This is a genomic window from Salipaludibacillus aurantiacus, from assembly GCF_900111295.1.
Lineage (GTDB): Bacteria > Bacillota > Bacilli > Bacillales > Salisediminibacteriaceae > Salipaludibacillus > Salipaludibacillus aurantiacus.
On the sequence record NZ_FOGT01000022.1, the window covers coordinates 37,868 to 63,306 of the forward strand.

The 25,439-nt window shown below is 40.8% G+C and carries 29 protein-coding genes; 23 read left to right on the top strand and 6 right to left on the bottom strand.

Annotation, left to right across the window (positions count from 1 at the left end; translation table 11 throughout):
• Positions 1–57: 57 nt before the first annotated feature.
• Positions 58–546 carry a peptidyl-prolyl cis-trans isomerase gene (locus BMW59_RS19350; protein ID WP_177174443.1) on the bottom strand — a complete coding sequence of 163 codons (489 nt, stop codon included), beginning with the start codon at positions 544–546 and terminating at the stop codon, positions 58–60.
• Positions 547–650: 104 nt separating this feature from the next.
• On the opposite strand from BMW59_RS19350, the gene glsA reads away from it, so the two are divergent.
• The 4 genes from glsA (at position 651) to BMW59_RS19370 (ending at position 6,334) form a co-directional block, all read left to right on the top strand.
• On the top strand, positions 651–1,577 hold the full coding sequence (glsA, locus tag BMW59_RS19355; protein WP_093055674.1) for a glutaminase A: 927 nt from the start codon (positions 651–653) through the stop codon (positions 1,575–1,577).
• Between the two features lie 138 nt (positions 1,578–1,715).
• Positions 1,716–2,000 carry an Fpa/YlaN family protein gene (locus BMW59_RS19360; RefSeq protein ID WP_093055618.1) on the top strand — a complete coding sequence of 95 codons (285 nt, stop codon included), beginning with the start codon at positions 1,716–1,718 and terminating at the stop codon, positions 1,998–2,000.
• 271 nt (positions 2,001–2,271) lie between these two features.
• Positions 2,272–5,718 carry a pyruvate carboxylase gene (pyc, locus tag BMW59_RS19365; RefSeq protein ID WP_245733238.1) on the top strand — a complete coding sequence of 1,149 codons (3,447 nt, stop codon included), beginning with the start codon at positions 2,272–2,274 and terminating at the stop codon, positions 5,716–5,718.
• A gap of 169 nt (positions 5,719–5,887) precedes the next feature.
• Positions 5,888–6,334 (top strand): Dps family protein, encoded by a 447-nt coding sequence (locus BMW59_RS19370; RefSeq protein ID WP_093055622.1) that lies wholly within the window; start codon positions 5,888–5,890, stop codon positions 6,332–6,334.
• A gap of 98 nt (positions 6,335–6,432) precedes the next feature.
• Here the strand turns inward: BMW59_RS19370 and BMW59_RS19375 are convergent, their stop codons facing one another.
• On the bottom strand, positions 6,433–7,326 hold the full coding sequence (locus tag BMW59_RS19375; RefSeq protein WP_093055625.1) for a COX15/CtaA family protein: 894 nt from the start codon (positions 7,324–7,326) through the stop codon (positions 6,433–6,435).
• A 455-nt stretch (positions 7,327–7,781) separates the two neighbouring features.
• Between BMW59_RS19375 and cyoE the strand changes: the two genes are divergently transcribed.
• The 6 genes from cyoE to BMW59_RS19405 all read left to right on the top strand — a co-directional run bounded on the left by cyoE (position 7,782) and on the right by BMW59_RS19405 (position 13,263).
• Positions 7,782–8,750: a heme o synthase gene (gene cyoE / locus BMW59_RS19380; RefSeq protein ID WP_425441285.1), complete on the top strand. Its 969-nt coding sequence runs from the start codon at positions 7,782–7,784 to the stop codon at positions 8,748–8,750.
• A 34-nt stretch (positions 8,751–8,784) separates the two neighbouring features.
• Positions 8,785–9,825 (top strand): cytochrome c oxidase subunit II, encoded by a 1,041-nt coding sequence (gene coxB / locus BMW59_RS19385; RefSeq protein ID WP_093055628.1) that lies wholly within the window; start codon positions 8,785–8,787, stop codon positions 9,823–9,825.
• 23 nt (positions 9,826–9,848) lie between these two features.
• Positions 9,849–11,684 (top strand): cytochrome c oxidase subunit I, encoded by a 1,836-nt coding sequence (gene ctaD / locus BMW59_RS19390; RefSeq protein WP_093055630.1) that lies wholly within the window; start codon positions 9,849–9,851, stop codon positions 11,682–11,684.
• Positions 11,684–12,304, top strand: coding sequence for a cytochrome (ubi)quinol oxidase subunit III (locus BMW59_RS19395; protein ID WP_093055632.1), 621 nt, complete (start codon positions 11,684–11,686; stop codon positions 12,302–12,304). Before ctaD ends, BMW59_RS19395 begins: the two co-directional genes overlap by 1 nt.
• 4 nt (positions 12,305–12,308) lie before the next feature.
• Positions 12,309–12,656, top strand: a complete 348-nt coding sequence (locus BMW59_RS19400; RefSeq protein ID WP_093055634.1) for a cytochrome C oxidase subunit IV family protein — start codon at positions 12,309–12,311, stop codon at positions 12,654–12,656.
• Positions 12,657–12,807: 151 nt separating this feature from the next.
• Complete coding sequence (locus BMW59_RS19405; RefSeq protein WP_093055636.1) at positions 12,808–13,263, top strand: DUF420 domain-containing protein; 456 nt, start codon at positions 12,808–12,810, stop codon at positions 13,261–13,263.
• A gap of 68 nt (positions 13,264–13,331) precedes the next feature.
• Here BMW59_RS19405 and ytvI read toward each other — a convergent pair whose 3' ends face one another.
• Positions 13,332–14,390 (bottom strand): sporulation integral membrane protein YtvI, encoded by a 1,059-nt coding sequence (ytvI, locus tag BMW59_RS19410; protein ID WP_093055638.1) that lies wholly within the window; start codon positions 14,388–14,390, stop codon positions 13,332–13,334.
• 125 nt (positions 14,391–14,515) lie between these two features.
• Positions 14,516–14,869 (bottom strand): YugN family protein, encoded by a 354-nt coding sequence (locus BMW59_RS19415; protein WP_093055640.1) that lies wholly within the window; start codon positions 14,867–14,869, stop codon positions 14,516–14,518.
• Between the two features lie 156 nt (positions 14,870–15,025).
• Between BMW59_RS19415 and BMW59_RS19420 the strand changes: the two genes are divergently transcribed.
• The 9 genes from BMW59_RS19420 (at position 15,026) to coaD (ending at position 19,787) form a co-directional block, all read left to right on the top strand.
• Complete coding sequence (locus tag BMW59_RS19420; protein ID WP_093055642.1) at positions 15,026–15,454, top strand: CBS domain-containing protein; 429 nt, start codon at positions 15,026–15,028, stop codon at positions 15,452–15,454.
• A gap of 137 nt (positions 15,455–15,591) precedes the next feature.
• Complete coding sequence (locus BMW59_RS19425; RefSeq protein ID WP_093055644.1) at positions 15,592–16,686, top strand: CAP domain-containing protein; 1,095 nt, start codon at positions 15,592–15,594, stop codon at positions 16,684–16,686.
• A 130-nt stretch (positions 16,687–16,816) separates the two neighbouring features.
• On the top strand, positions 16,817–17,200 hold the full coding sequence (locus BMW59_RS19430) for a YlbD family protein (RefSeq protein WP_177174444.1): 384 nt from the start codon (positions 16,817–16,819) through the stop codon (positions 17,198–17,200).
• Positions 17,201–17,228: 28 nt separating this feature from the next.
• Positions 17,229–17,465, top strand: coding sequence for a YlbE-like family protein (locus BMW59_RS19435; protein WP_093055648.1), 237 nt, complete (start codon positions 17,229–17,231; stop codon positions 17,463–17,465).
• A gap of 77 nt (positions 17,466–17,542) precedes the next feature.
• Complete coding sequence (locus BMW59_RS19440) at positions 17,543–17,983, top strand: YlbF/YmcA family competence regulator (RefSeq protein WP_093055650.1); 441 nt, start codon at positions 17,543–17,545, stop codon at positions 17,981–17,983.
• Positions 17,984–18,025: 42 nt separating this feature from the next.
• Complete coding sequence (locus tag BMW59_RS19445; protein WP_093055652.1) at positions 18,026–18,301, top strand: YlbG family protein; 276 nt, start codon at positions 18,026–18,028, stop codon at positions 18,299–18,301.
• Between the two features lie 156 nt (positions 18,302–18,457).
• A complete protein-coding gene (locus BMW59_RS21915) occupies positions 18,458–18,613 on the top strand; it encodes a hypothetical protein (RefSeq protein WP_177174442.1) in 156 nt (51 codons plus the stop codon).
• 119 nt (positions 18,614–18,732) lie between these two features.
• Positions 18,733–19,302 carry a 16S rRNA (guanine(966)-N(2))-methyltransferase RsmD gene (gene rsmD, locus BMW59_RS19450; RefSeq protein ID WP_093055654.1) on the top strand — a complete coding sequence of 190 codons (570 nt, stop codon included), beginning with the start codon at positions 18,733–18,735 and terminating at the stop codon, positions 19,300–19,302.
• Positions 19,299–19,787, top strand: a complete 489-nt coding sequence (coaD, locus tag BMW59_RS19455; protein WP_093055656.1) for a pantetheine-phosphate adenylyltransferase — start codon at positions 19,299–19,301, stop codon at positions 19,785–19,787. Before rsmD ends, coaD begins: the two co-directional genes overlap by 4 nt.
• On the opposite strand, the gene ylbJ is transcribed toward coaD, so the two are convergent.
• The gene (gene ylbJ, locus BMW59_RS19460; protein WP_093055658.1) at positions 19,784–20,995 is read right to left on the bottom strand and encodes a sporulation integral membrane protein YlbJ; all 1,212 of its coding nucleotides are present in this window, start codon (positions 20,993–20,995) and stop codon (positions 19,784–19,786) included. The two genes, coaD and ylbJ, sit on opposite strands and share 4 nt — an antisense overlap.
• A 156-nt stretch (positions 20,996–21,151) precedes the next feature.
• Between ylbJ and BMW59_RS19465 the strand changes: the two genes are divergently transcribed.
• The gene (locus tag BMW59_RS19465) at positions 21,152–21,943 is read left to right on the top strand and encodes a patatin-like phospholipase family protein (RefSeq protein ID WP_093055660.1); all 792 of its coding nucleotides are present in this window, start codon (positions 21,152–21,154) and stop codon (positions 21,941–21,943) included.
• Entirely contained in the window at positions 21,936–22,976 is a 1,041-nt protein-coding gene (locus BMW59_RS19470) for a SepM family pheromone-processing serine protease (protein WP_093055662.1), read from the top strand. The genes BMW59_RS19465 and BMW59_RS19470 overlap by 8 nt, the downstream gene beginning before the upstream one ends.
• Before the next feature lie 97 nt (positions 22,977–23,073).
• Here the strand turns inward: BMW59_RS19470 and BMW59_RS19475 are convergent, their stop codons facing one another.
• On the bottom strand, positions 23,074–24,312 hold the full coding sequence (locus BMW59_RS19475) for a nucleotidyltransferase (protein WP_093055664.1): 1,239 nt from the start codon (positions 24,310–24,312) through the stop codon (positions 23,074–23,076).
• 262 nt (positions 24,313–24,574) lie between these two features.
• On the opposite strand from BMW59_RS19475, the gene BMW59_RS19480 reads away from it, so the two are divergent.
• Together BMW59_RS19480 and rpmF are read left to right on the top strand one after the other, a co-directional pair.
• Positions 24,575–25,087: a YceD family protein gene (locus BMW59_RS19480; protein ID WP_093055666.1), complete on the top strand. Its 513-nt coding sequence runs from the start codon at positions 24,575–24,577 to the stop codon at positions 25,085–25,087.
• Positions 25,088–25,133: 46 nt separating this feature from the next.
• Positions 25,134–25,307 carry a 50S ribosomal protein L32 gene (gene rpmF, locus BMW59_RS19485; RefSeq protein WP_093055668.1) on the top strand — a complete coding sequence of 58 codons (174 nt, stop codon included), beginning with the start codon at positions 25,134–25,136 and terminating at the stop codon, positions 25,305–25,307.
• Positions 25,308–25,439 lie beyond the last annotated feature (132 nt).

The window sequence follows — 25,439 nt, forward strand, 5'->3', positions numbered from 1 at the left end:
CGTAATTAAAGAGACTGTTTTACACATCTGCAGAGTGAGTAAAACAGTCTTTCTGTCTCATTTTAAAATGATTGACGTAATGTGTGTCACCGGTTCCTTGAGGTTAGAACCATCCCCATAATAAAAGTGGACAGGCCCGTTTTCTTTCAAAGGTTTTCCTTGCTCGGAGAAGCCTAAGATACCATTTTCGGCTTGACTGAGCGGACATGAAAAATCTTCTTTTCCTTCCGCGCGTACAAAGGTTACTGTCTCAGCCTCAGGCTCAGGAGAAGCGTTATCAAGGAAAGGCTTGAGTGCAATTCCTAAAGAATGCTCTGTCAGATCTTTACGGTCCACCGTTACTTTGTTCTGATTGGACTGCGGCATAGCCCCTTTCAGTCTCTGCTCGTCCCAAGCACGGCTTAACTGTTTAATTGAGGGATCTGCGGGCCCTTTTCTCTCGTCAGAAAAATATGTACTTAAATTAATTTTACGGTCATCAAATATCCAAACCCCCGGGTCGAGTATAATCGGGTGTTTAACCAGACCTTTAATAGAAACAATCATAGAAGACATTATTGATCTTCACCATCCTTTCCTCTACAGTATAGACATGAAAGATTAGTTTGTCATCCATCTAAGTTTAAGTTTACGGAGGTTGTCATATGACGATGTGCCAGGATAACGAAGCGTTGAAATTAATGGTGCAGGAAGCTTTACAGTATACTCCCTATGGGAAAGTAGCAGATTATATTCCTGCTTTAAGCAGGGAAAATCCAGGGACTCTGTCTCTTGCAGTTTCCGAAAGTGGTACGACGTGTGCGACTGCTGGTGATACGTCTGAAATGTTTACGTTGCAGAGTATATCCAAGGTTATCACTCTGGCACTTGCACTAATGGATCAGGGAGAAGAAGGAGTTTTTTCCCGTGTGGGGATGGAACCTACGGGAGATCCGTTTAATTCAATTATTAAGCTTGAAACTCATTCTCCTTCCAAACCTCTTAATCCAATGATTAATGCAGGGGCGCTGGCTGTAACTTCAATGCTGCAGGGAAGCACTGTTGATGAGAAGCTTGGCAGACTCCTCACATTTATTCACGAACTTACAGGAAATACCTCTATCACTTATAATGAAGAAGTAGCCAGATCAGAATATGATACAGCAGATTTAAACCGGTCACTGGCTTTTTTCTTAAAGCAGCATCAGGTCATCGAGGGAGATGTCGAAAATCTGCTTGAACTGTACACTAAGCAATGTGCCATAGAAGTAAACTGCCAGGATTTAGCCAAAATGGCGTATGTAATTGCTAACAGAGGGATCCATACTGCATCCGACAGGCCGGTTATTCCTCTGCATATCGCGAGGATCATTAAGACATTTATGGTGACTTGCGGGATGTATAATGCTTCAGGTGAATTTGCTATAAAAGTAGGAGTACCAGCTAAAAGCGGAGTGTCCGGGGGTATTATGGCTTCGATTCCTCATAAGGCGGGGATAGGCATTTACGGCCCTGCGCTGGATGAAAAAGGGAACAGTATCGCCGGGATGAAGCTGTTGGAGTCATTGTCCCAACGGTATGACCTGAGTATTTTCTAGTTAGCAGGAAAGCATGTACTTGTTGCAATTTTGCCAAAGAACCGATAATATAAGAGGAAGAATGGAATTCGGTTACAGACACAACAGCCGCCTTAGTATTCGATAAGCGGTGCTGATTTATAAACGGGAGGGATTCGGATGTCCATTGAAACCCTATCAAGCCAGAATGAAAAAGCTTATGCCCTTCTAAAAGAAGATGCTGCTAAAATACGCCAGCTTATTGAAGTTCAGATGAGTAACCTCACTATGCCTCAATGCCCTCTTTATGAAGAAGTTTTAGATACTCAAATGTTTGGTTTGTCCAGAGAAATTGATTTTGCAATCAGACTGAACCTTGTCAGTGAGGAAGATGGCAAAAAGTTATTAGACGAGCTGGAAAAACAGCTTACTTCTTTACATGAAGCTTCCATGAAAAGAAAGTAATTTATTTAAAACAGATGCGTGTTTTTAATGCGCCTCTGTTTTTTTGTTTATTTTTAACTAATCACAGCTGCGGAAGGCTGAAATTTTTACCAGTATGGGCGGTCAGTTAATAATAATGATGAAATTTGACAGATTAAGTGATAAGATTATGAGTAGTTTCAGGAGATGACAAAACATTCTGAACCGCGCCATTAATTATTAAAGAAAAACCGATATGCTTTTACGTTTTAGTTTATCAGAGAGCCACTTTGAAATTAGGGAGGAAAACAAGGTGAAACGTTTAGACCGTATTAACAAAGTGTTAGTAGCTAATCGAGGAGAAATTGCAATTCGGGTTTTTCGTGCGTGTACGGAGCTGAATATTCGTACGGTAGCCATTTATTCAAAAGAAGACACAGGAGCATTTCACCGGTATAAAGCTGATGAAGCTTATCTGGTTGGAGAAGGAAAAAAGCCCATTGATGCTTACCTGGATATTGAAAGTATTATTGAAACAGCAAAGAGAAACCAAGTGGACGCTATTCATCCAGGGTACGGTTTCTTGTCTGAAAATATACAATTTGCCAGACGATGTGAAGAGGAAGGGATTATATTTATTGGACCTTCAATTGAGCATCTAAAGATGTTTGGAGATAAAGTTGAAGCAAGGAAAACAGCGATAAAAGCAGATATCCCAGTTATTCCCGGCACTGACGGCCCTGTCACGACTACCGAAGAAGTCACAGCTTTTGCAGATCAGTACGGTTTCCCGTTAATTATTAAAGCTGCCCTTGGGGGCGGAGGCCGCGGCATGCGAATCGTGAGATCAGAAGATGAACTTAAAGAGTCTTTTGAAAGAGCGCGCTCTGAAGCGAAGTCTGCATTTGGCAGTGAAGAAGTGTACATTGAGAGATTTGTAGAGAATCCAAAACATATTGAAGTGCAGATTCTTGGTGACAACCACGGTAATCTGGTTCATTTGTATGAACGTGACTGTTCTGTACAGAGGCGGCACCAGAAAGTAGTAGAGGTAGCTCCGAGTGTGTCTTTGTCTAATGAAGCCCGTGAAAGAATTTGCGGAGCAGCATTACAGTTAATGGAGAAAATCCAATACATAAATGCAGGGACAGTAGAGTTTCTAGTGACTGATAATGAGGAATTTTTCTTTATCGAAGTTAATCCAAGAATTCAGGTTGAACATACTATTACAGAAATGATTACAGGAATTGATATCGTCCATGCTCAGCTAATGGTTGCAGATGGTAAAAACATATTTTCGAACGAAGTAGGAATTCCTGAACAAAAAGACATTTATACTCATGGATTTGCGATTCAATCAAGAGTGACAACAGAAGATCCTCAAAACGGGTTTATGCCTGATACTGGAAGAATAATGGCCTACCGAACAGGAGGCGGGTTCGGAGTAAGGCTTGACGCAGGGAATGGCTTTCAGGGAGCCGTAATATCACCGCATTATGACTCTCTTCTTGTTAAATTGTCAACATGGGCCCTGTCCTTTGAAGATGCGGCACATAAAATGGTAAGGAATTTGAAAGAATTCCGTATCAGAGGAATTAAAACAAACATAGCTTTTCTTGAAAATGTTGTCCAGCACGAGAAATTTCTCAATGGAGAATACAATACAGCTTTTATAGACGAATCACCCGAGTTATTTGTGTTTCCTAAGAGGAAAGACCGGGGAACTAAAATGTTATCATTTATCGGTCAAACCGTTGTTAATGGATATCCCGGCATAGGGACGAAGAAAAAGCCCGTATTTGATGAGCGGAGAGTGCCTAAGCTTTCATTAGAACAGCCTCTTCCTGAAGGCTCCAAACAGCTTCTTGACCGGCTTGGCCCGGAAGGTTTAGCTAAGTGGGTGAAAGAAAGAGAAAAAGTTTTGCTCACTGATACCACATTCAGGGATGCCCACCAGTCTTTACTGGCTACACGAGTAAGAACCCACGATTTAAAACAGATTGCAGAGCCGACAGCACATTTGCTGCCTAACTTGTTTTCTATGGAAATGTGGGGCGGGGCCACTTTTGATGTATCTATGCGTTTTCTCCATGAGGATCCGTGGGAGCGGCTTATAATGTTAAGGCAAAAAGCTCCGAATGTTTTATTTCAGATGCTTCTGAGAGCCTCAAATGCAGTAGGTTATAAAAATTATCCGGATAATTTAATAGATGAGTTTGTAGATAAATCAGCAGAAGCAGGAATTGATGTATTCCGTATTTTTGACAGTCTCAACTGGCTGGAAGGAATGAAGCCGGCAATAGAAGCCGTAAGAAATTCCGGCAAGATTGCAGAAGCAAGTATGTGTTATACAGGGGATATTTTAGATCATACACGCCCTAAATACGATTTGGAATATTATCTAAATATGGCAAAAGAACTTGAAAAAGCAGGAGCGCATATTTTAGGTATAAAAGATATGGCAGGGTTACTGAAACCCCAGGCTGCCTATGAACTCATTTCAGCCCTGAAAGAAGAGATAGGCATACCAATACACCTTCACACCCATGATACAAGCGGAAATGGTATATACACATATGCAAAAGCCATTGATGCGGGAGTGGATATTGTAGATACTGCTATGAGTTCTATGGCAGGCCTTACAAGCCAGCCCAGCATGAATTCCCTTTATCATGCGTTAAGCGGGAATGAGAGGCAGCCAGAGATCAACATCTCTCATGCCGATAAGTTAAATGCTTTCTGGGAAGATACCCGGAAGTATTACCAGGATTTCGAAAGCGGTATGATGGCTCCCCATTCGGAGATATATGACCATGAAATGCCTGGCGGACAATATAGTAATCTGCAGCAGCAGGCTAAAGGGGTCGGTTTGGGAGATCGCTGGGATGAAGTGAAAGAAATGTACAGTACGGTCAATGATATGTTTGGTGATATTGTGAAAGTCACCCCATCTTCAAAAGTAGTGGGAGATATGGCTCTGTTTATGGTAGAGAACGATCTGACGCCTGAAAAAGTTTATGAAAAAGGAATGAATATTGATTTTCCTGATTCTGTTATAGAACTGTTCCAAGGCTATCTGGGGCAACCTCATGAAGGCTTTCCCGATAAGCTTCAAGAGATTATCTTAAAAGGAAAGCCGGCTATTACTAACAGGCCGGGGGAAAACATGGAGCCCGTAAACCTTGAGGCTCTAAAAGAAGAGCTTTACCATAAGCTTGGGCGCCAGGTAACAAGCCATGATGTCATTTCTTACGCTCTCTACCCAAAAGTATTTCTTGATTACCAGGCCTTTATGGATCAATTTGGTGATGTATCGGTACTGGATACTTCTACGTTCTTTTATGGTTTAAGGCTTGGTGAAGAAGTTGAGATTGAAATTGAGCAGGGTAAAACACTCATTGTGAAGCTTGTTTCTATAGGCGAACCCCAAAAAGATGCCACACGGGTAATTTATTTTGAGTTGAATGGTCAGCCAAGAGAAATTATAGTCAGAGACGATAATATTGAGTCTCTCGTTTCTACAAAGCAGAAGGCAGATAAAATGAATGACAGACATATCGGCGCCTCTATGCCAGGAACCGTCGTTAAGCTTCTGGTAGAAAAAGGGGACAAGGTTAAAAAGGGTGACCACTTAATGATTACTGAGGCAATGAAAATGGAAACGACCGTTCAGGCGCCGTTTGATGGTGTGATAGGGCAAATATATGTTTCAAATGGAGAAGCTATACAAGGTGGAGATCTTTTAGTGGAATTTGAATAAAGCAGTATTGAAAATGCCGGGAAAAAGCTTTCCGGCATTTTTTCATTTCCTTCACTTGGCGAAACCGACAAATTTCGTTATAATTTTCCGTGAAGGGTTTAGGGAGCCCTTCAGAAACATATGATAAGAATTAGATAAAGCAAAAACACATTTTAGGGAGTTGATCAGTTTGGTAAATGAAAAAACAGAAAAAGTTCTTAACCGTCAAGTGGCAAACTGGAATGTTATGTTTGTAAAGCTGCATAACTATCACTGGTATGTGAAAGGGCCTCATTTTTTCGCATTGCACGAGAAATTTGAAGAGCTTTACAACGAAGCTGCGGGTCATATTGATGAGCTGGCAGAACGCCTTCTTACCTTAAAAGGCAAACCGGTAGCATCGATGAGAGAATACTTAGAAGTCTCTACCATTGAAGAAGCCGAGGGGGAAAAAAGTGCCGAAGAAATGGTAAAAGCATTAGTGGAAGATTTTGATAGACTATCTGCTGAACTGCAGAGTGATATTGAAACATTAGAAGAGGAAGCAGGAGATGAAGCGACAGCGGACATGCTCGTTGAAATCCGCCAGTCCGTAGAAAAGCATAACTGGATGCTGCGCTCTTTCCTGGGTCAATAGTAATAAAAGCTGGAACTACACAGTTATTAAAGTACCAAAAAAGGCTCTCACTTAGGTGAGGGCCTTTTTTAGTACCTTTTTTAATTTAGGCTTCCTTTTTATTTAGACCTGTAGGCAAGTAAAGCAGTATAACTGACAACTCCGAATAATAGACTAACCATAAAGGCGTGGAACAAAGTCGCGTTTAAGGTGAAACCTGTAAATATTACGATTGCTCCGCTGATTACCTGGAGAGTGATAAAGATAAAACTTAATAAAGTGCCGTAAAATAAGGTCTTTTCGTGGTAATAGTGTTTTATAACAACAATAAGAGAAATGAGTATCATTATAAAAAGAAGTCCTGCTGCCACCCTATGGCCAAATTGAATTCCGGTTCGGCCTTCCAGTACAGGGATAATCTGTCCGTTACATAAAGGCCAGCCCGTGCAGCCAACCCCTGCGTCAGTGTGTTTCACATAGGCTCCTGTGTAAACCACTGCATACACATAGGCAAGAGTAATAAAATAATAATATTTAACTTTCCTTGAAATGGCAGGTACAGTATATTTTATATTTTTTCCATTTTCAAAGGCTAAAATAGTAAGCAAGAGTACGCTGGTAAAAGAAATTAGTGAGAACCCGAAATGGAGTGCCATGACAGCATCCGACTGCCCCCAGACTACAGCTGCTGCGCCAAGCAGGCCCTGAAAAATAATAAACAATACGGCCAAAATAGCAAACAGTTTGGTCTCCTTAATGTGCCGAAGAGCAATCCAGCTCCAGACAGAGTGGATAATAACCATGAGTCCCAGTATTCCGGACACGAGGCGGTGAGTATATTCTATTAACGTTTTTATCGTAGGATCCTCAGGAATAAGCTGCCCGTAACAAAGCGGCCATTCAGCCCCGCAAGCGTCTCCTGAGCCTGTTTGGGTGACCAGGGCACCCTGAATAATAACGACAAGCATCCCGAAGGTTGTTATCACACCAAATATTTTCAAAAATTGATGCATAGCTTCCACCGTCTTTCTATTCATTTAAATACTTAGTAAACATAATAGTATAGAAAATTATTTTAAAAAACTTTTGCCGTGTCGAAAAAATAAAACACGAACCCGACCTTCATTTTATGGATTCTTGACTTAAAAGTCAACGAAACTTGTTTACTGGTTCATTAATAAACTTCCAAAAATAATCCTTTTAATCTTATCAATTTATCATATATAATATTATTATAGTGTATATATGGTTTATTCGACAGAATAAGCTGGTTTTGTGGTATTCTGAACAAGTTGTGAAAAAAATGTGATGAAAATCACTGAATCTTGCTATATAATGTGAATGGATGATTACTTTCCGTCAAAGGTTTTATTTCTCTAAGTTTTCAGAGAATAATAATTTGCTTTATTTTTAAATTCTGATTTATAAGGCAGATTGTTAGACTTAAATATGGAAACATGATTTGATTATGGAAAGAAGAGATGAATTTAGGGGGGTGAACGAAGTGAATAAAACAAACGCAATGCCGACAGCAGAGTCCTTAAACCAAGTCCAGGATCTTGAACAAGGGAAACAAGCTGGCTGGCGTGAGTACATTGCCATCTCAAAAACAGGTATTGTGATGTCAAATCTGATTACAACTTTTGCCGGCCTGTACTTGGCAGCTTATTATACAGGAACCACTTTGGGGAGTGATCCTTTAACAGCATTGCTGGCGTTATTGGGTGCAGCATTTATTATTGCAGGTGGGTGTGCTCTAAATAATTATATCGATCGGGACATTGATCATATAATGGAACGCACAAAAGACCGTCCGACAGTCAATGGACAATTATCGGGGAAACAGACGTTAACTTATGGTCTCAGCCTGTCTATCGCCGGTACGGCCTTCCTGGCAATGACCACATTGATGGCGGCTGTCATAGGTTTAGCTGGTCTTGTAACTTATGTAGTTCTTTATTCTATGTGGACTAAAAGAACAACAACGCTTAATACGATTGTGGGGAGTTTTGCAGGAGCGGTGCCTCCGCTTATTGGATGGGCTGCAATTGACCCTGGACTCCACCCGTTTGCATGGTCTTTGTTCCTTATTATGTTTGTCTGGCAGCCTCCGCATTTCCTTGCATTAGCTATGAAGCGGTCAGATGAATATAAAGCAGCCGGCATTCCGATGCTTCCTGTAATTGCAGGGTTTGCTGTGACCAAGAGGCAGATCATATGGTATGTCGCCGCACTAATTCCAGTTTCTCTGCTGGTAGCTGATTTCGGCATTATCTATACCATATCAGCAGTATTATTAGGGGGCGGCTGGCTTGTGTTAGGGTTGGCCGGGCTTAAGACGAAAGATGACTTGAAATGGGCAAAACATATGTTCATTTTCTCGTTGAATTATTTAACAATTTTGTTTGTGCTAATGGTAATTGTTCACATGTTCTAATAAATTATGAACAGAAAGAGGGGTTTGTGACGAGATGAAGTATATATGGCGTCTGCTTCCAATATCTTTCATCTTGCTGTTGTCTGGATGCGGTGTTGAAAATTTATCTGCCCTGGATCCTCAGGGTCCCGTTGCGGAAATGCAGTATTCTTTAATCCAGCTCAGCTTGTATATTATGATTTTTGTCCTGGTTGTCGTGTTTGCGATTTATATTTTTGTTATCGTCCGGTTCCGTGAAAGACCGGGGGATACACATATTCCAAAGCAAGTTCACGGTAACCGCACACTGGAAATTATTTGGACGACAATTCCTATTCTCCTGCTGCTTATGCTCGCTATCCCGAATGTTATGGATACGTTTACTTTAGCTGATATGAGTGTAGACGGCGGTGTGGAAGATGGTGAGGAAATAGACCATGTGAGGGTGGAAGTAACAGCTCATCAATTCTGGTGGGAATTTGAGTATCCGGACCTCGACGTGGTTGCGGGACAGGATATGTATATCCCGACCGATACCCGGATTCTGATTGAATTGCAATCTTCGGATGTGCAGCACTCTTTCTGGGTGCCTGCGTTAGCTGGTAAACAGGATAACGTCCCTGGCATTACGAATGAAATGTGGCTGGAAGCACCGGAGGAAGGCGTATTTATGGGTAAATGTACCGAACTTTGCGGCCCGTCTCACTGGTTAATGGACTTTAAAGTGATTGCTGTAGATCCTGACACTTTTGATACGTGGGCAACTAATATGGCAGAGCCGCCGGCACATTTGGCTGAACCGGAAGGCCAAGTAGCTGTAGATGGCCGCGGTGTGTTTGAAGAAAGCTGTATCAGCTGTCACGCTGTTGGAGATGAAGGTGGTAATATAGGACCTGATTTAACAAACTTCGGCGAAAGGGAAGTTATAGCCGGATATCTCGATTACGATATGGATAACCTTGAAGCGTGGCTCAGGGATACACAGGATCTTAAGCCTGGCAATGAGATGCCGAGTTTTAACGAAGAAGCTATAAATGCTGAAGAAATGGATGCACTACTTGAATATCTAGACAGCTTAAAAATACTAGAAGAATAGGTTACACAAGGGGGTAAAACAACGTGTCTTATGCGAAGGCTCAGTCTAAAAATGTTGTCTGGGACTGGCTGACTACAGTGGATCATAAGAAGGTCGGTATTTTATATCTTGCCGGCGGCGCATTCTTCTTTGCCTTAGGCGGAATAGAAGCTGTACTCATGCGTATTCAGCTGATGTTTCCTGATATGGCTATTGTTCAGGCCCAGACATTTAATGAGTTATTAACAATGCATGGTACAACAATGATATTTCTGGCGGCCATGCCTCTGCTATTTGGTTTTATGAACTTTATTATACCGTTGCAAATCGGCGCGCGTGATGTCGCTTTTCCATTTTTAAATGCGCTCGGTTTCTGGCTGTTCTTTTTTGGCGGATTATTACTTTATGTAAGTTTATTTACAGGCGGTGCTCCGGATGCCGGGTGGACGGCTTACGTGCCACTGTCCAGTAATTCGCCGGGACAGGGACTTGATTATTACGTATTAGGTTTACAGGTCAGTGGTTTGGGGACACTGATCGGCGGGATTAACTTCCTGGTAACTATTATTAACATGCGTGCTCCTGGCATGAGTATGATGAGAATGCCATTATTCACGTGGAGCTCTTTCGTTGCCTCCATGCTGATTTTGTTCGCTTTTCCTGCTTTAACAATCGGTTTATTACTTTTAATGCTTGAAAGGTTGTTCGGTGCCACTTATTTCGCTGTAGATTTCGGCGGGAACATTATTATCTGGCAGCATCTTTTCTGGATTTTCGGACATCCGGAAGTTTATATCTTAATTCTGCCAGCCTTTGGTATTTTCTCTGAAGTCATACCGACCTTTGCAAAAAAGCGTCTTTTCGGTTATTCAGCGATGGTTTTTGCCACGCTCATCATCGGTTTTCTCGGCTTTATGGTGTGGGCTCACCACATGTTTACAGTCGGCATGGGGCCGGTAGCTAACGCAATTTTCGCGGTTGCAACAATGGCTATTGCCGTACCGACAGGTATTAAAATATTTAACTGGCTTCTTACTTTATGGGGAGGAAGAATCCAGTTTACAACAGCTAATCTGTTTGCGTTAGGCTTTATTCCATCTTTCGTGATGGGTGGGGTTACTGGGGTTATGCTTGCAACAAGTGCAGCTAACTATCAGTTCCACGACACGTATTTCGTAGTAGCCCATTTCCATTATGTAATTATAGGCGGGGTGGTGTTCGGTTTATTTGCCGCTGCATTTTACTGGTGGCCAAAAATGTTCGGTTACAGGCTAAGTGAAACGCTCGGTAAGTGGTTCTTCTGGTTATTCCTTATCGGCTTCCATATGACATTCTTTGTGCAGCACTTCCTTGGACTTATGGGAATGCCGCGCCGGGTAGCATCTTTCTTACCTGGGCAGGGACTGGATGCCATGAACTTTATAAGTACAATTGGGGCTTTCCTTATGTCTATAGCCTTTATTATTCTGCTGATTGCTATCTTTGCATCAACGAAGAACCGTGATAATGTTCAGGATCCATGGGATGGTCGTACACTTGAGTGGACAGTGCCTACGCCTGTACCGGAGTATAACTTTGCTCAGACGCCATTAGTCCGCGATCTTGATCCTTACTGGTATGAAAAACATGAAGGTGATGGAAAAATTAAAGCAGCAGAACCTTTAGGTGAGATTCACATGCCGAATGCGACAGTACTTCCTGTCACAATTTCAGCTGGACTGATTGTTGCGAGTTTCGGATTTATTTACCACGTGCTCCCGTTAATTATTGGCGGATTTATAATTACTTTTGGAGCAATGTTTGTACGTTCCATAAAAGAAGATCACGGGTATCATATACCTGTAGACGTTATTAAGCGAGATAAGGAGGAGGGTAAATAATGGCTGATCATCAAGCGGTAGAAAAGCAGACCCTTCCTCCGAATCCGGAGAAGGCGACTTTAGATGGCCGTAATAAATATTTAGGCTTCTGGTTCTTTCTTGGAGGAGAAACAGTTTTATTTGGTAGCTTATTCGGGACATACCTCGGTCTGCGCGGTGGAGTAGTAGACGGTCCAGGGCCGGCCGACTTGTTCCATCTGGATTTAGTATTCATTATGACAATGATCTTATTAACAAGCAGTTTAACCAGTGTGTTTGCGGTAATAAACATGAAACGGGGCAACTATAAAGGCTTGCTAATGTGGATGTGGGCCACCGTAGCACTTGGTATAGCTTTCCTTGGTTTTGAGATTTACGAGTTTTACGAGTATTACCATGCCGGGCTCGGATTTACTACAAGTGCTTTTGCTTCATCATTCTATACACTTGTAGGAACACACGGTGCCCACGTCGCATTCGGTGTGTCCTGGATAACCGTTCTGTTAATCCGGTATAAGAGCACGGGTTTAACATTGACAAATGCACCTAAATTCTATACTGCAGTATTATACTGGCACTTTATCGATGTCGTTTGGGTGTTTATCTTTACTGTAGTGTATTTACTAGGAATAGGAGGCTGATCAAATGAGTTCCCATGAAGATCCAAGCGCACCTTTACAAGGGGCACCTTCGAAAAATACAGAGCGAAAACTTAAAAATGAAACACGTACACAGCTCATATCGTTTCTTCTGATGATATTCATCACCTCCATGGCGTTTATTTCAATAGGCAGTGATGCTGTGCCTAATGGATTTGCTATTCCTTTTATTCTTATGTTGGCTGGTGTTCAGGTTGTTTTGCAGCTTTACTTTTTCATGCATATGAATGAGAAGGGAACAGGATGGATCAATGTCATGATTTGGTCAGGATTATTTGTGGCAGCTCTAACTGTTGGGGCGTTAATGTTCCTTATAGGGGAAGTGAAATATTAGTTGGAAAGTGCCTCCATTTCATTGGGGGCACTTTTTTTATCGGGTTTTCGATCTTTTGTACCTCGGATGAATAAATATGGTAAAATAATTTAATGTAATGTAAGGTAAGGTAATGTAATGAGTTGAGGGAACAGAGAAAGAGGGGAAAGTTATGGCAACATTTTTACCTTTTATAAGTACAGTTTTTATTGCACTAAGTGCTATTTTTGTGGCGGTCGGCTGGTATTATATTGCAAAAAGGAACATAGAGGCACACAGAAAAGTAATGTTCTGGGCAGCGATACTTGCCGTCGTATTTTTTGCGACCTATTTATCTAAAACACTTTTTATAGGAAGTACAAGCTTTGGAGGACCTGAAGAAGTAGAGACATATTATCAGATTTTTTTGCTTTTCCATATCACTATGGCTACTATAGCTGCTGTGTTAGGGATTATTCAGCTTGTGACAGGATACAAAAATAATTTGAAGCTGCACCGGAAATTAGGTGCGACCACTTCTATTATCTGGTTTATATCAGCTACTACGGGGATTGCTGTCTATCTCCTCCTATATATTATTTACGATCCGGGTGAAACCACTCATTTGTTTCGTGCTATTTTAGGATGATAATTTAAATAAAAAACAGACCTTTCCATACGCGGAGAAGGTCTGTTTTTTTTGGGCATAAAGAATTTTTAAATTTTGAAATTCATTTTTATTATGCCGGCTTCCTTGGCACTGGAAAACAAAATCACAACAAGAGGACCAAGTATAAATCCAACGGCTCCGAAAAGCATTAACCCGATATATAACGAAATCAGGGTGGCTAGAGGTGATAATCCGATGTGATGCCCCATGACTTTTGGTTCTACTGTCCGGCGTATGGTCAATAACACAGCAGCAAGCACAAGCAGCTGAATAGCCATAGCGGCATCGCCGGCAATTAAATAATAACCTGCCCATGGAGCTAATACAGCTATTGAACCAATAATCGGAATGAAATCAATCAGCCATATGAAAATGGACATAATTAAAGCTACCTCAGGCGCAATAATTAGAAGGCCGATAAAAGTCACGATAAAAATGATAATACTTACAAGAAATTGTGCTTTAAAAAAGCCAAAAATAACATAAGAAAGCCTTGAAGCCATAAAGCTTACTTTTACGGCTGTTTCTTCTGACATATAACTGAAGATCTTTGTTCTTAAACGTGGCAAATCGAGCAAAAACAAATACAGCGCAATGAGGTAAACTAGGAAAGAAACAATATATGAAGGGATTCTGACAAGAACCCCTGTCACATAACCAATAATGTTTATTCCCTGCAGCGTATCTCTCATATTCAGAAGCTGTGTTGTTACTGCTCTGTCTATATCATCCACTATATCCTGTGAATACTGGTCAAATTGCAAACGTAAATTATCCAACACATTCATCCAGGCGATATTTATTTCATTAATAATAGAAGGAAGATTCTCTACAAACTGGTTTAACTGTGTTAAAGCGCGGGTGAAAGTAAAGTAACCGATTAATGCAATCACCATCAGAAAAACAATAAACACAATAAAAACAGCGATGTTTCGTGACAGCTTCCCCCGGTTAACGAGCGCTTTTACTGCCGGTGTCAGAAACAATGCAGTTATTAGAGCCAGAATTATTGGCAGAGAAACAGGAAGAACAAAATAAACGAAGAGGCCGGCTGCTATCAGCCCAAGGATTATGTATAAATATTTTCTTTTAGACTGTGGTGTCAAATGAATCCCCCTCTCCTTTAAAAGTGTAAAAAAAAGCTTTCGACAAATCGTCAGGTTTTTAAAACCCGGTCAGACTGGATCGAAAGCAAATATTTGTGAAATTCTCTTATGTAAAATTACACAATTTACAGAGCTTCAGCCTTCACTTTTTCTAAAATTAAATCGATTTTCTTTTGGCATTTATCTACAATCTGCTTAGGAAATTCCTCATCATACTCAACGCCGTGCGGGTAGTAATGTTTACCGACATAAGGCTTCATCATTTTCACAGTGCTGTAAGGAGATGGAATTTCACCTTCCTCAATATGAGCTGGAATACGGAAATAGTATACATCATCATGAACCTGGTCCACCATTTTATAGTCGAACGTTACACGTTCATAATCATATTGGTAATGAAACCCTGCTTCTTCCATAATTTCTTCTAAAGGCTGGAATTCAATAGTAATTCCATCAAGTCCTGTTTCTTCAAATTTCATTCCGGTACCTCCTCAAAATCTTCTTTAGTTACTCTTTATTATGATATTACGAATTTGCTTTCGTTGCAACGATACGTCATTTAAAACGCTCATAAATATTTTTATTGTGGATAGGGAAGGATAAAAGATGTAAATTTTGAAGGGAGGATGAATAGTTTGACTACTTTAAGAGACATTATGACCGACAGTGTGGATACGTGTTCACCAATGGACAATGTTTATCAGGCTGCTTTAAAAATGAAAGAGCATCATGTTGGTGCTATTCCTATTTGCGAAGAAAGAAAGTTATTAGGAATGATTACCGACCGTGATATCGTCGTCCGCGGAATTGCTGAAAAGATGCCTGATTCAGCTTCAGTACAGGAAATTATGAGTGAACATCTCTTTACAGCCTCTGCTGACATGGACGTTCACGAAGCGGCTAAATTAATGGCTGAAAATCAAATTAGACGCTTACCTGTTGTTGAAGGCAGTAATTTAATTGGCATTGTTTCATTAGGAGATTTAGCTGTTCATACGTCTACCGAGCACGAAGCAGCTATAGCGCTCAGTGAAATTTCAGAACGTCCAGAGTTTCACCATTAAAACGATGTGCCTGAGGGATTCTTAAAGAATCTCTCTTTTTTTGTTTCTAATGCGTCCTCCTTGCCCCAATGACATATATTTATTACTATTGAAAGAATAAGATTGAGCTACAAAGTACTGGCAGGAGGACGACAAGCATGAGATTTTTATATTCTGCATTTTCTTTTCTGGTTATTTTTTCTGCCTTTATTGTTTTTGTCGTTCTTGATGGAGAAAACATTACTATTGAAAACGTGACCGATGAAGAAAATGAAACCAATGAAAAAAATGAAACCAATGAAGAAAATGAAAACAGCAATGAAATAATGGAAAACGACACGAGTACCGAAATAAATGTGCAAAAAACATCTGACATTGCTCTTTACAAATGGATAAATAGAGATGTGGAGGATCTGATTGAAGAATTGGGAGAGCCCGTTCGCATCGACCCTACTCCTTACGGATACGACTGGTATATTTATCACGGCGAAGAGAACTATATCCAGTTTGGAGCAGGTTCTGAAGAAGTCATCACAGTATTCACTAACAGTCAAGGATTAAAAAGGCATAAGAACGAAATTGGAGATCATTACGACGAGGTAGCTTCCAACTACAATTTTGATACTGAACACACAATAAATGAAGGTTTGAATTCGTATACTTTTGAATTAACCGAAGAAGAGCTTTCCGCAAGACCGCTTGTCCATGTAGAAGAAGACATTTGGGCCCAGCTTTATTTTGACACTGTGGAAGAGGAACTCTCATCGGTAAGATATTTGACAAAAGACGTGCTGCTGATGCACCGTCCATATTCTCTTACGTATACTGGAACTCTTCCGGAAAAAAATACACTGGAAGGTGAAGAAGCAGAGGAATGGGAAAGCGGCCAGGCAAAACAAATTTTGGATCTGAGCAATACTATCCGCAAACAACATGATAAGCCGTTACTGAGCTGGCACGAAGGAGCAGCTGAAACAGCTTATGGCCACAGTAAAGAGATGTATGAAGAAGAATATTTCTCACATACGTCGCCTGAAACCGGTTCATTAGGCGACCGGCTCAACAGCAATGAAGTGGCCTATTCTTTAGCTGGAGAAAATATTGCAGCCCAGTATACGGATGCTATAGGTGCAGTCCAAGGTTGGTTAAACAGCGAGGGGCACCGGGTAAATTTATTAAATGATGATTTTACCCATTTAGGAGTTGGGGTTCACCAGACATTTTATACTCAGAACTTTATTACTCCGCGCTAGTCAGGAAATGCACGAAGGCAGCCATTAAATATTAAAAATAGGCGCACATCTCTCTTTGACCATATTATGATGTAGTAAAGTATGTTCTAGGAGAGAGGTGGACAATGTGAGCCAAAGTCTGCACCCTGACGTGAAAAAATTTAAGACGTTTGTTAGAGAAAACCCGCATGTATTAAGGGATGTTAAATCCGGCGAGAAGAAGCTGCAGGATTTATTCGAAGAATGGATGTTATTTGGAGAAGAAGATGAAATATGGAGTACTTACAAAAATAACGAAGACTCAGAAAAAGAGAAAGACTCTGATAACACTGATGAAAATTCGCCTGAAAGTGAAATGGATGTGCTTAATATGCTTAAGAAAATGAATTTAAACGATATTCAGCATCATCTCTCGCAATTCAGCACAGTAGTCGGTTCCATTCAGGAGTTAATTTCGCAGTTTAAACAGCAGCAAAATCCTTCACCGCCTTCAGGCCCGGACAATCATTCTCCCTTTTCCTTTAGGGAAGATTAGGAATTAACCTGCAGGGAGGAGAAACAGTTTGAGAACAGATGTCTATGATTACGTAAAAGCCAACCCTCAAATTCATAAGTATTTAAGAACCCATCCTGTATGGTACAGGAGGCTGGGAAGAGAGCCGGAAAGATTGCCGGAAATGATAAAAGAATCGAACGTTTACTATGGAAAGACATTTCCTCAAAGGGTGGAACAGATTCAAAGAAACATGAACCTGGCTATGATGATGATTGAAATGATGAAACAGGTGAAAGAGCCATAACTCTTCTCACCTGTTTTATTCCGTGTTTAGCAGGAGAGTTTATTTCATGTTATACTTAGGCAACGGAGGTGCTAAAGATGGTAACAACTATGACAGATATTAATTTACTCCAGGAAACATCCCAATTCAGTGACTTAATAATATCATCAGATATTTTCTATAGATACACCAAGACAAAAAAGAAAGTGCAGGCTAACGCTGAGGCTCAGGAAATGCTTGTCCATTTTCAAGGATTGAAAGAGAAGTATGATGAAGTTCAGCGATTTGGAAAATACCATCCGGATTTTCATAATGTGACTTCCGAAGTCCGGGAATATAAACGGAAAATAGACACCCACCCTCTTATTTCTGACTATAAAACAGCAGAAAAGGAACTGGAAAACCTTCTTAATGAAGTTAGCCAGATTCTCGCCCATTCAGTCTCACAAGAAATTAAGGTGCCGACAGGGAATCCGTTTTTTGATCAGGCTGGATGCAGCGGAGGCTGCGGTTCAGGTGGAAGCTGCGGATGCGGCTGATCTGTTTACTATCTATAATCCAGTAAAGGAGATATTGTACGTATGGTAGCCAACCGTGTAGGATTAGCCGTTTGGATTTATTCACTGAAACAAGTGAAACAGCTGAAAAGATTCGGTAATGTCCATTATGTTTCAAAAAAGATGAAATATGTGATCTTATATTGTGATGAAGAGCGAGTGGACGAAACGATTAATAAATTAAGGTCTTTAAATTTTGTAAAAGATGTTTCTATGTCCATGAGGCCTTGGATTAAGACAGAATATCAGAATTCTATTCCTGATAAGGAGAAGAAGGATGATTATAAAATGGGAATCTAACCTCCGGAATATTCCTGGAGGTCTTTCTTTTTGCTTTAGTAAAATTGAAAAACTCTATTTCGCCCGTTCACTCCTGGTGAAGCCTTACATCACAGAAAATAATTAAAGAAATGTATACTTATTACGGTCATTTGGCCAAAAAAAAACCTGTAGTTAATGTGCGAAACTACAGGCTGCCCTAAAGCAGACAGCAATTTGTCTGCAAAGGCTATGGGAGAGGAGAAACCGGAGGAAGAACTTATGGGGAAACGTAAGTCTTCTCCGCGGTTGTCCGCAGCATGTCATGCTGCTATTCTTATTATGGTCGAATAGGTTATGATTATACGTTTTAGAAAGAAATTACATTAGTTTGTTTTATTTTTTACTTATAATGGATTATGGTAGGATTAAAATACTTATGATAAGACGGTTGAAAAGACAGGTGAAGATGAATGAGAGTAGTTAGCGGCCAAAACAAAGGGCTGGTGCTGAAAAGTGTCCCGGGAAAAACAACCAGACCTACTTCTGATAAAGTAAAAGAAGCTGTATTTAATATGGTAGGGCCTTATTTTAAAGGCGGTATGATGCTTGATTTATATGCCGGAAGCGGCGCAATGGGAATAGAGGCCATCAGCCGGGGGATGGAAAAGGCAGTGTTTGTAGACCGTGAACGAAAAGCTGTGGAAACAGTTTATACTAACATAAAAGCTGCAGGACTGGAAGCCAGGGCTGAAGTTTTTAGAACTGAGGCCCACAGGGCTTTAAAAGCACTAAAAAAGAAAAGCAGCCAGTTTCGATTTATTTTCCTGGATCCTCCTTATGCTAAACAGAAATTGAATGAAGAGCTTGCTTTTATTGATGAAAACGAGTTACTCCAGGAAGATGGATTTATCGTGGCAGAGCACTCTTCAAAAATATTTCTTGAAAGTACGTTTTTAAATTTCAGCAAACAAAGAGAAGAAACATATGGAGATACAGTTATAACTATATTTCAATCAAATCGCAAGGAGGGGTCTGAATGAGCCGTACAGCTATTATTCCAGGAAGCTTTGACCCGGTAACTCTGGGTCACCTGGATATTATTACACGTGGAGCAAAGGTATTTGACCGCATCATCGTATCGGTACTAAACAATCAGCATAAAAATCCGTTATTTACAATCGAAGAACGCATTGAACTGCTTAAAGAATCTACTTCCTCTCTTGAAAATGTGGAAGTGGACAGCTTTAACGGACTTCTCATCGATTATGTAAAAGAAAAAAACGCAAACGCTATTATAAAAGGGCTCCGGGCAGTTTCGGACTTTGAATATGAACTGCAGATGGCTTCTATTAACAGGAAGCTTGATGAAAACGTAGAGACGTTCTTTATGATGACTAACAATCAGTTTTCTTATTTAAGTTCCAGTATTGTAAAAGAAGTAGCAAAATACGGAGCCCCTGTAAATGACTTAGTGTCCCCTCCGGTAGAGAAAGCATTAAGAAAAAAGTTCTCGGAAAGAATCTAATCTTTTTTTAAATTGTAACAGAACCAGAACAAAAGACTGAGCAAGGTAACCAGACTTCCGTATAGAATAAGCCAGTCATAGATCTTGATAAAAATAAACTGGAAGGTATAATCAGTTACCAATTCACTGTTTACGGGGAGAGAAGCTTCACTGATTCTGTCGGTGTATAAAGGAGTGAACAGAACAAAAGCCAGCACAGCTGAAACGGCAGCATGGATGCACCGTGCAATAAAAAAGGGCATGAAGCGGATATCTGTTGAAGACAAAATGCTGGCTACCTGAGCCTGGACACTGAATCCGTTAAAGGCAAGTATAAAACTTGTGATCACTGCCTGCTGTAATAAGGTGGCTTCAGAGACTCCGCTTATACGCTGGCTTCCAAGAGTTATTTCAAAAAGGCCTGCAATAATACCGGGACTGAGGGCGTCAGGCATGTGCATTCCGACAAGAAGTATGGAAATAATCAGGCTGACCACATCTGAAAAACGAATGATTTCCAAAATTTGATTTAAGACCGAGAAAAAAATCATAAATCCGCCAATCATTAATAAGGTGTGAATCGAAGAGTTTATGGCATCGCCCATCATTTTTCCTAATGGTTCTTGCTGATTAAGCCGGTCATGATGCATTTTTCGAAGAGCGGCTGTAAAAGAAACAGACCTTGCAGAAACAGGCTTTGATTGTTCAATGCTGCGGCCGTGGAACCGCATGACGAGCCCTACAATGAGATTTCCTCCGTAGTGGGCAGCAGCAAGAAGCAATCCGATTGAAGCATTTTGAAAAAAGCCTACAGCTATCGCACCGAATATAAATAATGGGTTGGATGCATTCGTGAAAGAGGCAAGCCTTTCCCCTTCTATTTGTGTTACATGGCCTTCCTGTCTCAGACGGGCCGTTAACTTGGCTCCTGAAGGGAAGCCGGAGGCTAAGCCCATGGCCCATACAAACCCTCCTGATCCGGGAACTCGAAATAAAGGCCTCATTAATGGTTCAAACAAGGTGCCTAAGAAAGAAACGACGCCAAAACGGATGAGAAACTCAGATAAAATAAAAAAAGGCAGCAAGGAAGGAAAGACTACTTCCCACCAGACAGTCATTCCTCGGACCGAAGCTTCATAAGCTTCCTTTGGAAAGACCATGAAACATCCAGCTAAGAATGTCGCACTAATTCCGTATAAAAATGTTTTAATTAATTGAATACGGGACATGAACAGGCTCCTTTAAAATAAGCTGTATAAAGAAGGTGGACGAAAGGGTTCCTTGGTAAGGGAATAATTAATCATGACTTGTCCTTAAATAAATATTTTCAGACAGTTGATTTTAGACCTGTAATCATAACGATTATGTAAAAGGGGTTGGATGGGGTGGGAAAGCCGAAGATAGGATTAGCATTAGGTTCCGGAGGTTCGAGAGGATATGCCCATATCGGGGTTCTCAAAGTGTTTAGTGAAGCTGGAATTAACGTTGATTATATTTCCGGAAGCAGTATGGGAGCCCTTGCAGGTGTCCTGTATGGAAGCGGATATTCTCCCGGTACTATGGAAAAGCTTGCTTTACATTTCCGCAGGAAATATATATTGGACTTTACTGTTCCCAAAATGGGCTTTATTAAGGGTGATAAAGCAAAGGAAGTTATTCGTATACTGGTAAACAATAAAAACCTGGAAGACTTGTCTCCTAAAGTTCAAGTAGTTGCAACTGATTTGTTAAGCGGAGAAAAAAAAATTTTTACAAAGGGAGACATAGCAAATGCGGTAAGAGCAAGTATTGCTATTCCTGGCATTCTGGTCCCTGAAAAGATTAATAACCGTTTATATGTAGATGGAGGAGTTATTGACCGTGTTCCGGTGGCAGTGCTTGAAGGCCTGGGGGCAGACATTAAGATAGCGGTAGACGTCTCTTATTTTAATACTGAACCTGAAATTACTTCTATTTACGATGTTATTATTCAAAGTATGGATATTATGGAAAAGGAAATGATGGCGTACCGTGAAAACCAGGCAGATGTTATGATTCGTCCTATTTTATCGCATTACAATGCAACCCAATTTACTAATGCGAAAGAAATTATAGATCAGGGGGAAAAAGCTGCTGAAAAAGCGCTGCCTCTTATCAAACAAATTATCGACAAGTGGAGGGGACCTGGAAATGAATGACAGACAACACCGGAATAATAAATCCTGGGTGAAATGGGTTGTATTATTTGCAATTCTTATAGCTGTTAACTTTATTCAATTGCCTTATTACTTTACTGTACCCGGAGAAGCTAAAGTACTGACGGAAGTTATAGAAGTTGAAGACGGAAACGAATACGAGGGTACTTTTATGCTTACGACCATTCGTATGGGGAAAGCCAATATAGTTAACTATACATGGTCGTTATTCAGTGACAGAAGAGAATTAATACCGGAAGAACAGATCCGCCCGGAAGGTGAAACAGATGAACAGTACCACCACAGACAAATGATGATGATGACCGGATCACAGGAGCTGGCAGTCCTGGTGGCTTACAATCATGCAGGAGAAGAAGCCTATTTTGAGAACTACGGCGTGCTGGTGACTTCTATTATTCCTGATATGGATGCAGAAGGTAAGCTGGAAGTCGGCGATAAGATCGTGGCTATTGATGGAGAAGAAGTTCTGGAAGTAAATACCCTTTTTGATATATTGGGAGAGTACGAAATTGGTGATGAGGTCCCTATCACCTATGAACGTGAGGAAGAAACAGATACTGTAACGATAGAAGTGCAGTCTTTTCCTGAAGAAATTGATCCTGAAGGTGAAAGGGGAGGGATTGGAATAGCTAATCCTGTAACTGACAGAGAATTAATCAAGAACCCTGAGGTGTTAATTGATACAGACCAGATCGGCGGACCTTCAGCCGGGCTTATGTTTACGCTTGAAATATACAATCAGCTGATTGAGGAAGATATTACTCACGGCTTCGAAGTTGCGGGGAGCGGGGCAATCGATGAAGACGGAAACGTAGGCAGGATCGGCGGCATTAAACAGAAAGTATATGCCTCACATGAAGCAGGAGCGGATATCTTTTTTGCGCCTGATGAAGAAGGAATTGAAGGAACAAATTATCAAATTGCAGTAGAAGCGGCTGAACAATTAGGTACAGATATGGAGATTGTTCCAGTTTCTCACTTTGAAGATGCGCTCAATTATCTCGAATCTCTTTAACAGGATCAAATAAAAAGGATAATAGTTTTCTAAAAAACCTGCAGGATCTTAACCATTCCGGGCAGGTTTTTTAGATGTTAAAAAGATCTTGTATGAGTTATGTGAAGAACTTATCAAGATCTCTGTCATACTGGACAGGTACTGCCTTGTATTCATCCATGAACGAATTGCGGGATGAATGATGCACCATGCCATGCAGCCTGCTGGCAAGGATGTCTTTCTTTAAGACCGGGTCTTCACTCTGGCTCGCTTTAGTAATGAGTGGTACACTTAGAGTCTTTTTAATATGGGAGAGCAGCGAGCGTCCCTTTTGGGACATTCCAAGGACCCTGACATACGGGGGAAACGGTTGGCTGAGGGGCTGCTTCATAAAATTCTTTGTAGAATTTAAATATATGTGAACGAGAAGCCGCTGCAGCCTTGTCCTGGTATACCGTTTCGTTTTAAGACGGCTTAAAAAATCTTCGAATGAGGAGCTATGGACTATACACTTTTTAAGCCGGTATTCCAATCCTTCTTCGCATTCATAAATCTCCCGCAGTTCGTCCTCGGTGTCTGACATAATCTTGTGCTGGAGAAAGGAATAGTAATTATCCCATGAATGCAGGCTGCGGTTATCAGCTGAGTATTCTGTTAATTCTTCCAAGGTGCCGGGAGGAATAAATTCAGAAATTTCCCGTGGTGATGCCCTGTTTAAGAGAAGCTCTTTTCTAAGAGCTGTAGCGCTTGCAATCCGGCTGTGGCTGATGTCCTGGTCGTGGTAATGAGCTCCGGTTCTTTTAATGGTATGCATACGTATGGACGAGTGGTTATTTATAATGGATTTTATGTAATGGAACCCTAGAATGTTATTTGGCTGTTTTAAATCAAGAATCGTTTCACTGTTTTTCACAGCTTTAAAAGCGTCTGAGAAAGCTCTTGGGTAACTTTTCCCTGACTTTAATTGTTTTTGTATTTCAATATCCAGTTTATTTTTATTTAGTTCTTCCCATTCCACAGCCTGAATGAAATCCTCTATCTCGCCGCTTTCACTTCCGAAACAAATATCTGTAACTGAAAGCTGGTCCAATATGGAAACTGCCCCATCAGCAAAAATTTCAGCTTTTTGTGCCGCATAAATATAAGGGAGTTCCACCACTAAATCTACTCCGCCTTTTAACGCCATTCTCGTCCTGTTCCATTTACTTACTAACGCAGGCTCTCCGCGTTGTAAAAAATCTCCGCTCATGACAGCCACGGTAATATCTGCTTTTGTTTTTCTTACTGACTGTTCCAAGTGATAAAAGTGGCCATTATGAAAAGGGTTATATTCAACAATCAGCCCTAAAACGTTCACTCACTGCACCTTCTCTCCACGAATAGTTATTAAGAAGAAAGTAACATATTATGCATAGGTTTTCATCTTTTGCACTGAAATATTTTTATGGTATGGTAGAGATACCCTGTTAAATGAATAATACGGTCCGTGCGTATGGGTTAACAGGCGGTTTTTATCCTAGCCTGAAATAAATGTTTGCGAATTGAAATGTAAAGGAATTATCTTGACAAACGTTTTTTTGAAAGATATAATAACATTTGTTGTCTTGAGGTGAATAGAAATGAAATGGTCGGTACAGCAATTGCTAGCCTTCAAACAGAAAGGGCTGCAAATTGACGAATCGGTCGATGCAAGTAAAGTAAAAGAAATAGACCGGGAAATTCGTGACATCACTCCAGTAAGAGTGAAAGGTGAGGCGTTTATAGCCAATGATTCAGTTACATTCCAACTGGATATCAGCGGTTCTATGACCTTACCGTGTGCTCGTACATTAAATGATGTAGAGTACCCTTTTTCCATGCAGGCCACTGAAATATTTCAGCTGGATGAATGGGCCACCTTCGAGGAAGATGAAGACGTTCATGAATTGAAGGATAACACGGTCGATTTGATGCCTTATGTTCAAGAGCGGATTTTGCTTGAAAAACCAATGAGGGTCTTCAGCGACAAAAAAGAAGGACCTGCTCCGGAATCCGGAAATGGTTGGGAATTAACGACCAAGGATGAGCCTCAAAAAGAAAAGGTTGATCCCCGGCTGAAAGAGCTGGAAAAGTTTTTTGACAAGAATAGCTAACCGTATGGATTAGCAGATATTGATGATCATCAAGGAGGTGGGACTCATGGCAGTACCATTTAGAAGAACAAGTAAGACTAGAAAAAGACAGCGTCGTACGCATATCAAATTGCGTGTGCCTGGAATGACAGAATGTCCTGAATGTGGAGAAATGAAGCTTTCACACCGCGTATGTAAAGCGTGTGGTTCTTATAAAGGACGAGATGTTGCAAGTAAATAATTGTTCAAACAGGAAGGGCCTCCCTTCCTGTTTTTTCATAGTGTGCCCGGCATGTCTGACAGCTAGGTGGTGGAAGTCCACTACGGGCTTGGCAATGGGAACCGTTAGCGAATGGCAAGGGTGTCCGGGGCG

Bases quoted from the DNA above. Each gene is read 5' to 3' on its own strand.
- BMW59_RS19350 (WP_177174443.1), bottom strand. From the start codon at position 546: ATGATTGTTTCTATTAAAGGTCTGGTTAAACACCCGATTATACTCGAC.
- glsA (WP_093055674.1), top strand. From the start codon at position 651: ATGTGCCAGGATAACGAAGCGTTGAAATTAATGGTGCAGGAAGCTTTA.
- BMW59_RS19360 (WP_093055618.1), top strand. From the start codon at position 1,716: ATGTCCATTGAAACCCTATCAAGCCAGAATGAAAAAGCTTATGCCCTT.
- BMW59_RS19375 (WP_093055625.1), bottom strand. From the start codon at position 7,326: ATGCATCAATTTTTGAAAATATTTGGTGTGATAACAACCTTCGGGATG.
- cyoE (WP_425441285.1), top strand. From the start codon at position 7,782: ATGGAAAGAAGAGATGAATTTAGGGGGGTGAACGAAGTGAATAAAACA.
- coxB (WP_093055628.1), top strand. From the start codon at position 8,785: ATGAAGTATATATGGCGTCTGCTTCCAATATCTTTCATCTTGCTGTTG.
- BMW59_RS19395 (WP_093055632.1), top strand. From the start codon at position 11,684: ATGGCTGATCATCAAGCGGTAGAAAAGCAGACCCTTCCTCCGAATCCG.
- BMW59_RS19400 (WP_093055634.1), top strand. From the start codon at position 12,309: ATGAGTTCCCATGAAGATCCAAGCGCACCTTTACAAGGGGCACCTTCG.
- BMW59_RS19405 (WP_093055636.1), top strand. From the start codon at position 12,808: ATGGCAACATTTTTACCTTTTATAAGTACAGTTTTTATTGCACTAAGT.
- BMW59_RS19415 (WP_093055640.1), bottom strand. From the start codon at position 14,869: ATGAAATTTGAAGAAACAGGACTTGATGGAATTACTATTGAATTCCAG.
- BMW59_RS19425 (WP_093055644.1), top strand. From the start codon at position 15,592: ATGAGATTTTTATATTCTGCATTTTCTTTTCTGGTTATTTTTTCTGCC.
- BMW59_RS19440 (WP_093055650.1), top strand. From the start codon at position 17,543: ATGGTAACAACTATGACAGATATTAATTTACTCCAGGAAACATCCCAA.
- BMW59_RS19445 (WP_093055652.1), top strand. From the start codon at position 18,026: ATGGTAGCCAACCGTGTAGGATTAGCCGTTTGGATTTATTCACTGAAA.
- BMW59_RS21915 (WP_177174442.1), top strand. From the start codon at position 18,458: ATGTGCGAAACTACAGGCTGCCCTAAAGCAGACAGCAATTTGTCTGCA.
- rsmD (WP_093055654.1), top strand. From the start codon at position 18,733: ATGAGAGTAGTTAGCGGCCAAAACAAAGGGCTGGTGCTGAAAAGTGTC.
- coaD (WP_093055656.1), top strand. From the start codon at position 19,299: ATGAGCCGTACAGCTATTATTCCAGGAAGCTTTGACCCGGTAACTCTG.
- ylbJ (WP_093055658.1), bottom strand. From the start codon at position 20,995: ATGTCCCGTATTCAATTAATTAAAACATTTTTATACGGAATTAGTGCG.
- BMW59_RS19470 (WP_093055662.1), top strand. From the start codon at position 21,936: ATGAATGACAGACAACACCGGAATAATAAATCCTGGGTGAAATGGGTT.
- BMW59_RS19480 (WP_093055666.1), top strand. From the start codon at position 24,575: ATGAAATGGTCGGTACAGCAATTGCTAGCCTTCAAACAGAAAGGGCTG.
- rpmF (WP_093055668.1), top strand. From the start codon at position 25,134: ATGGCAGTACCATTTAGAAGAACAAGTAAGACTAGAAAAAGACAGCGT.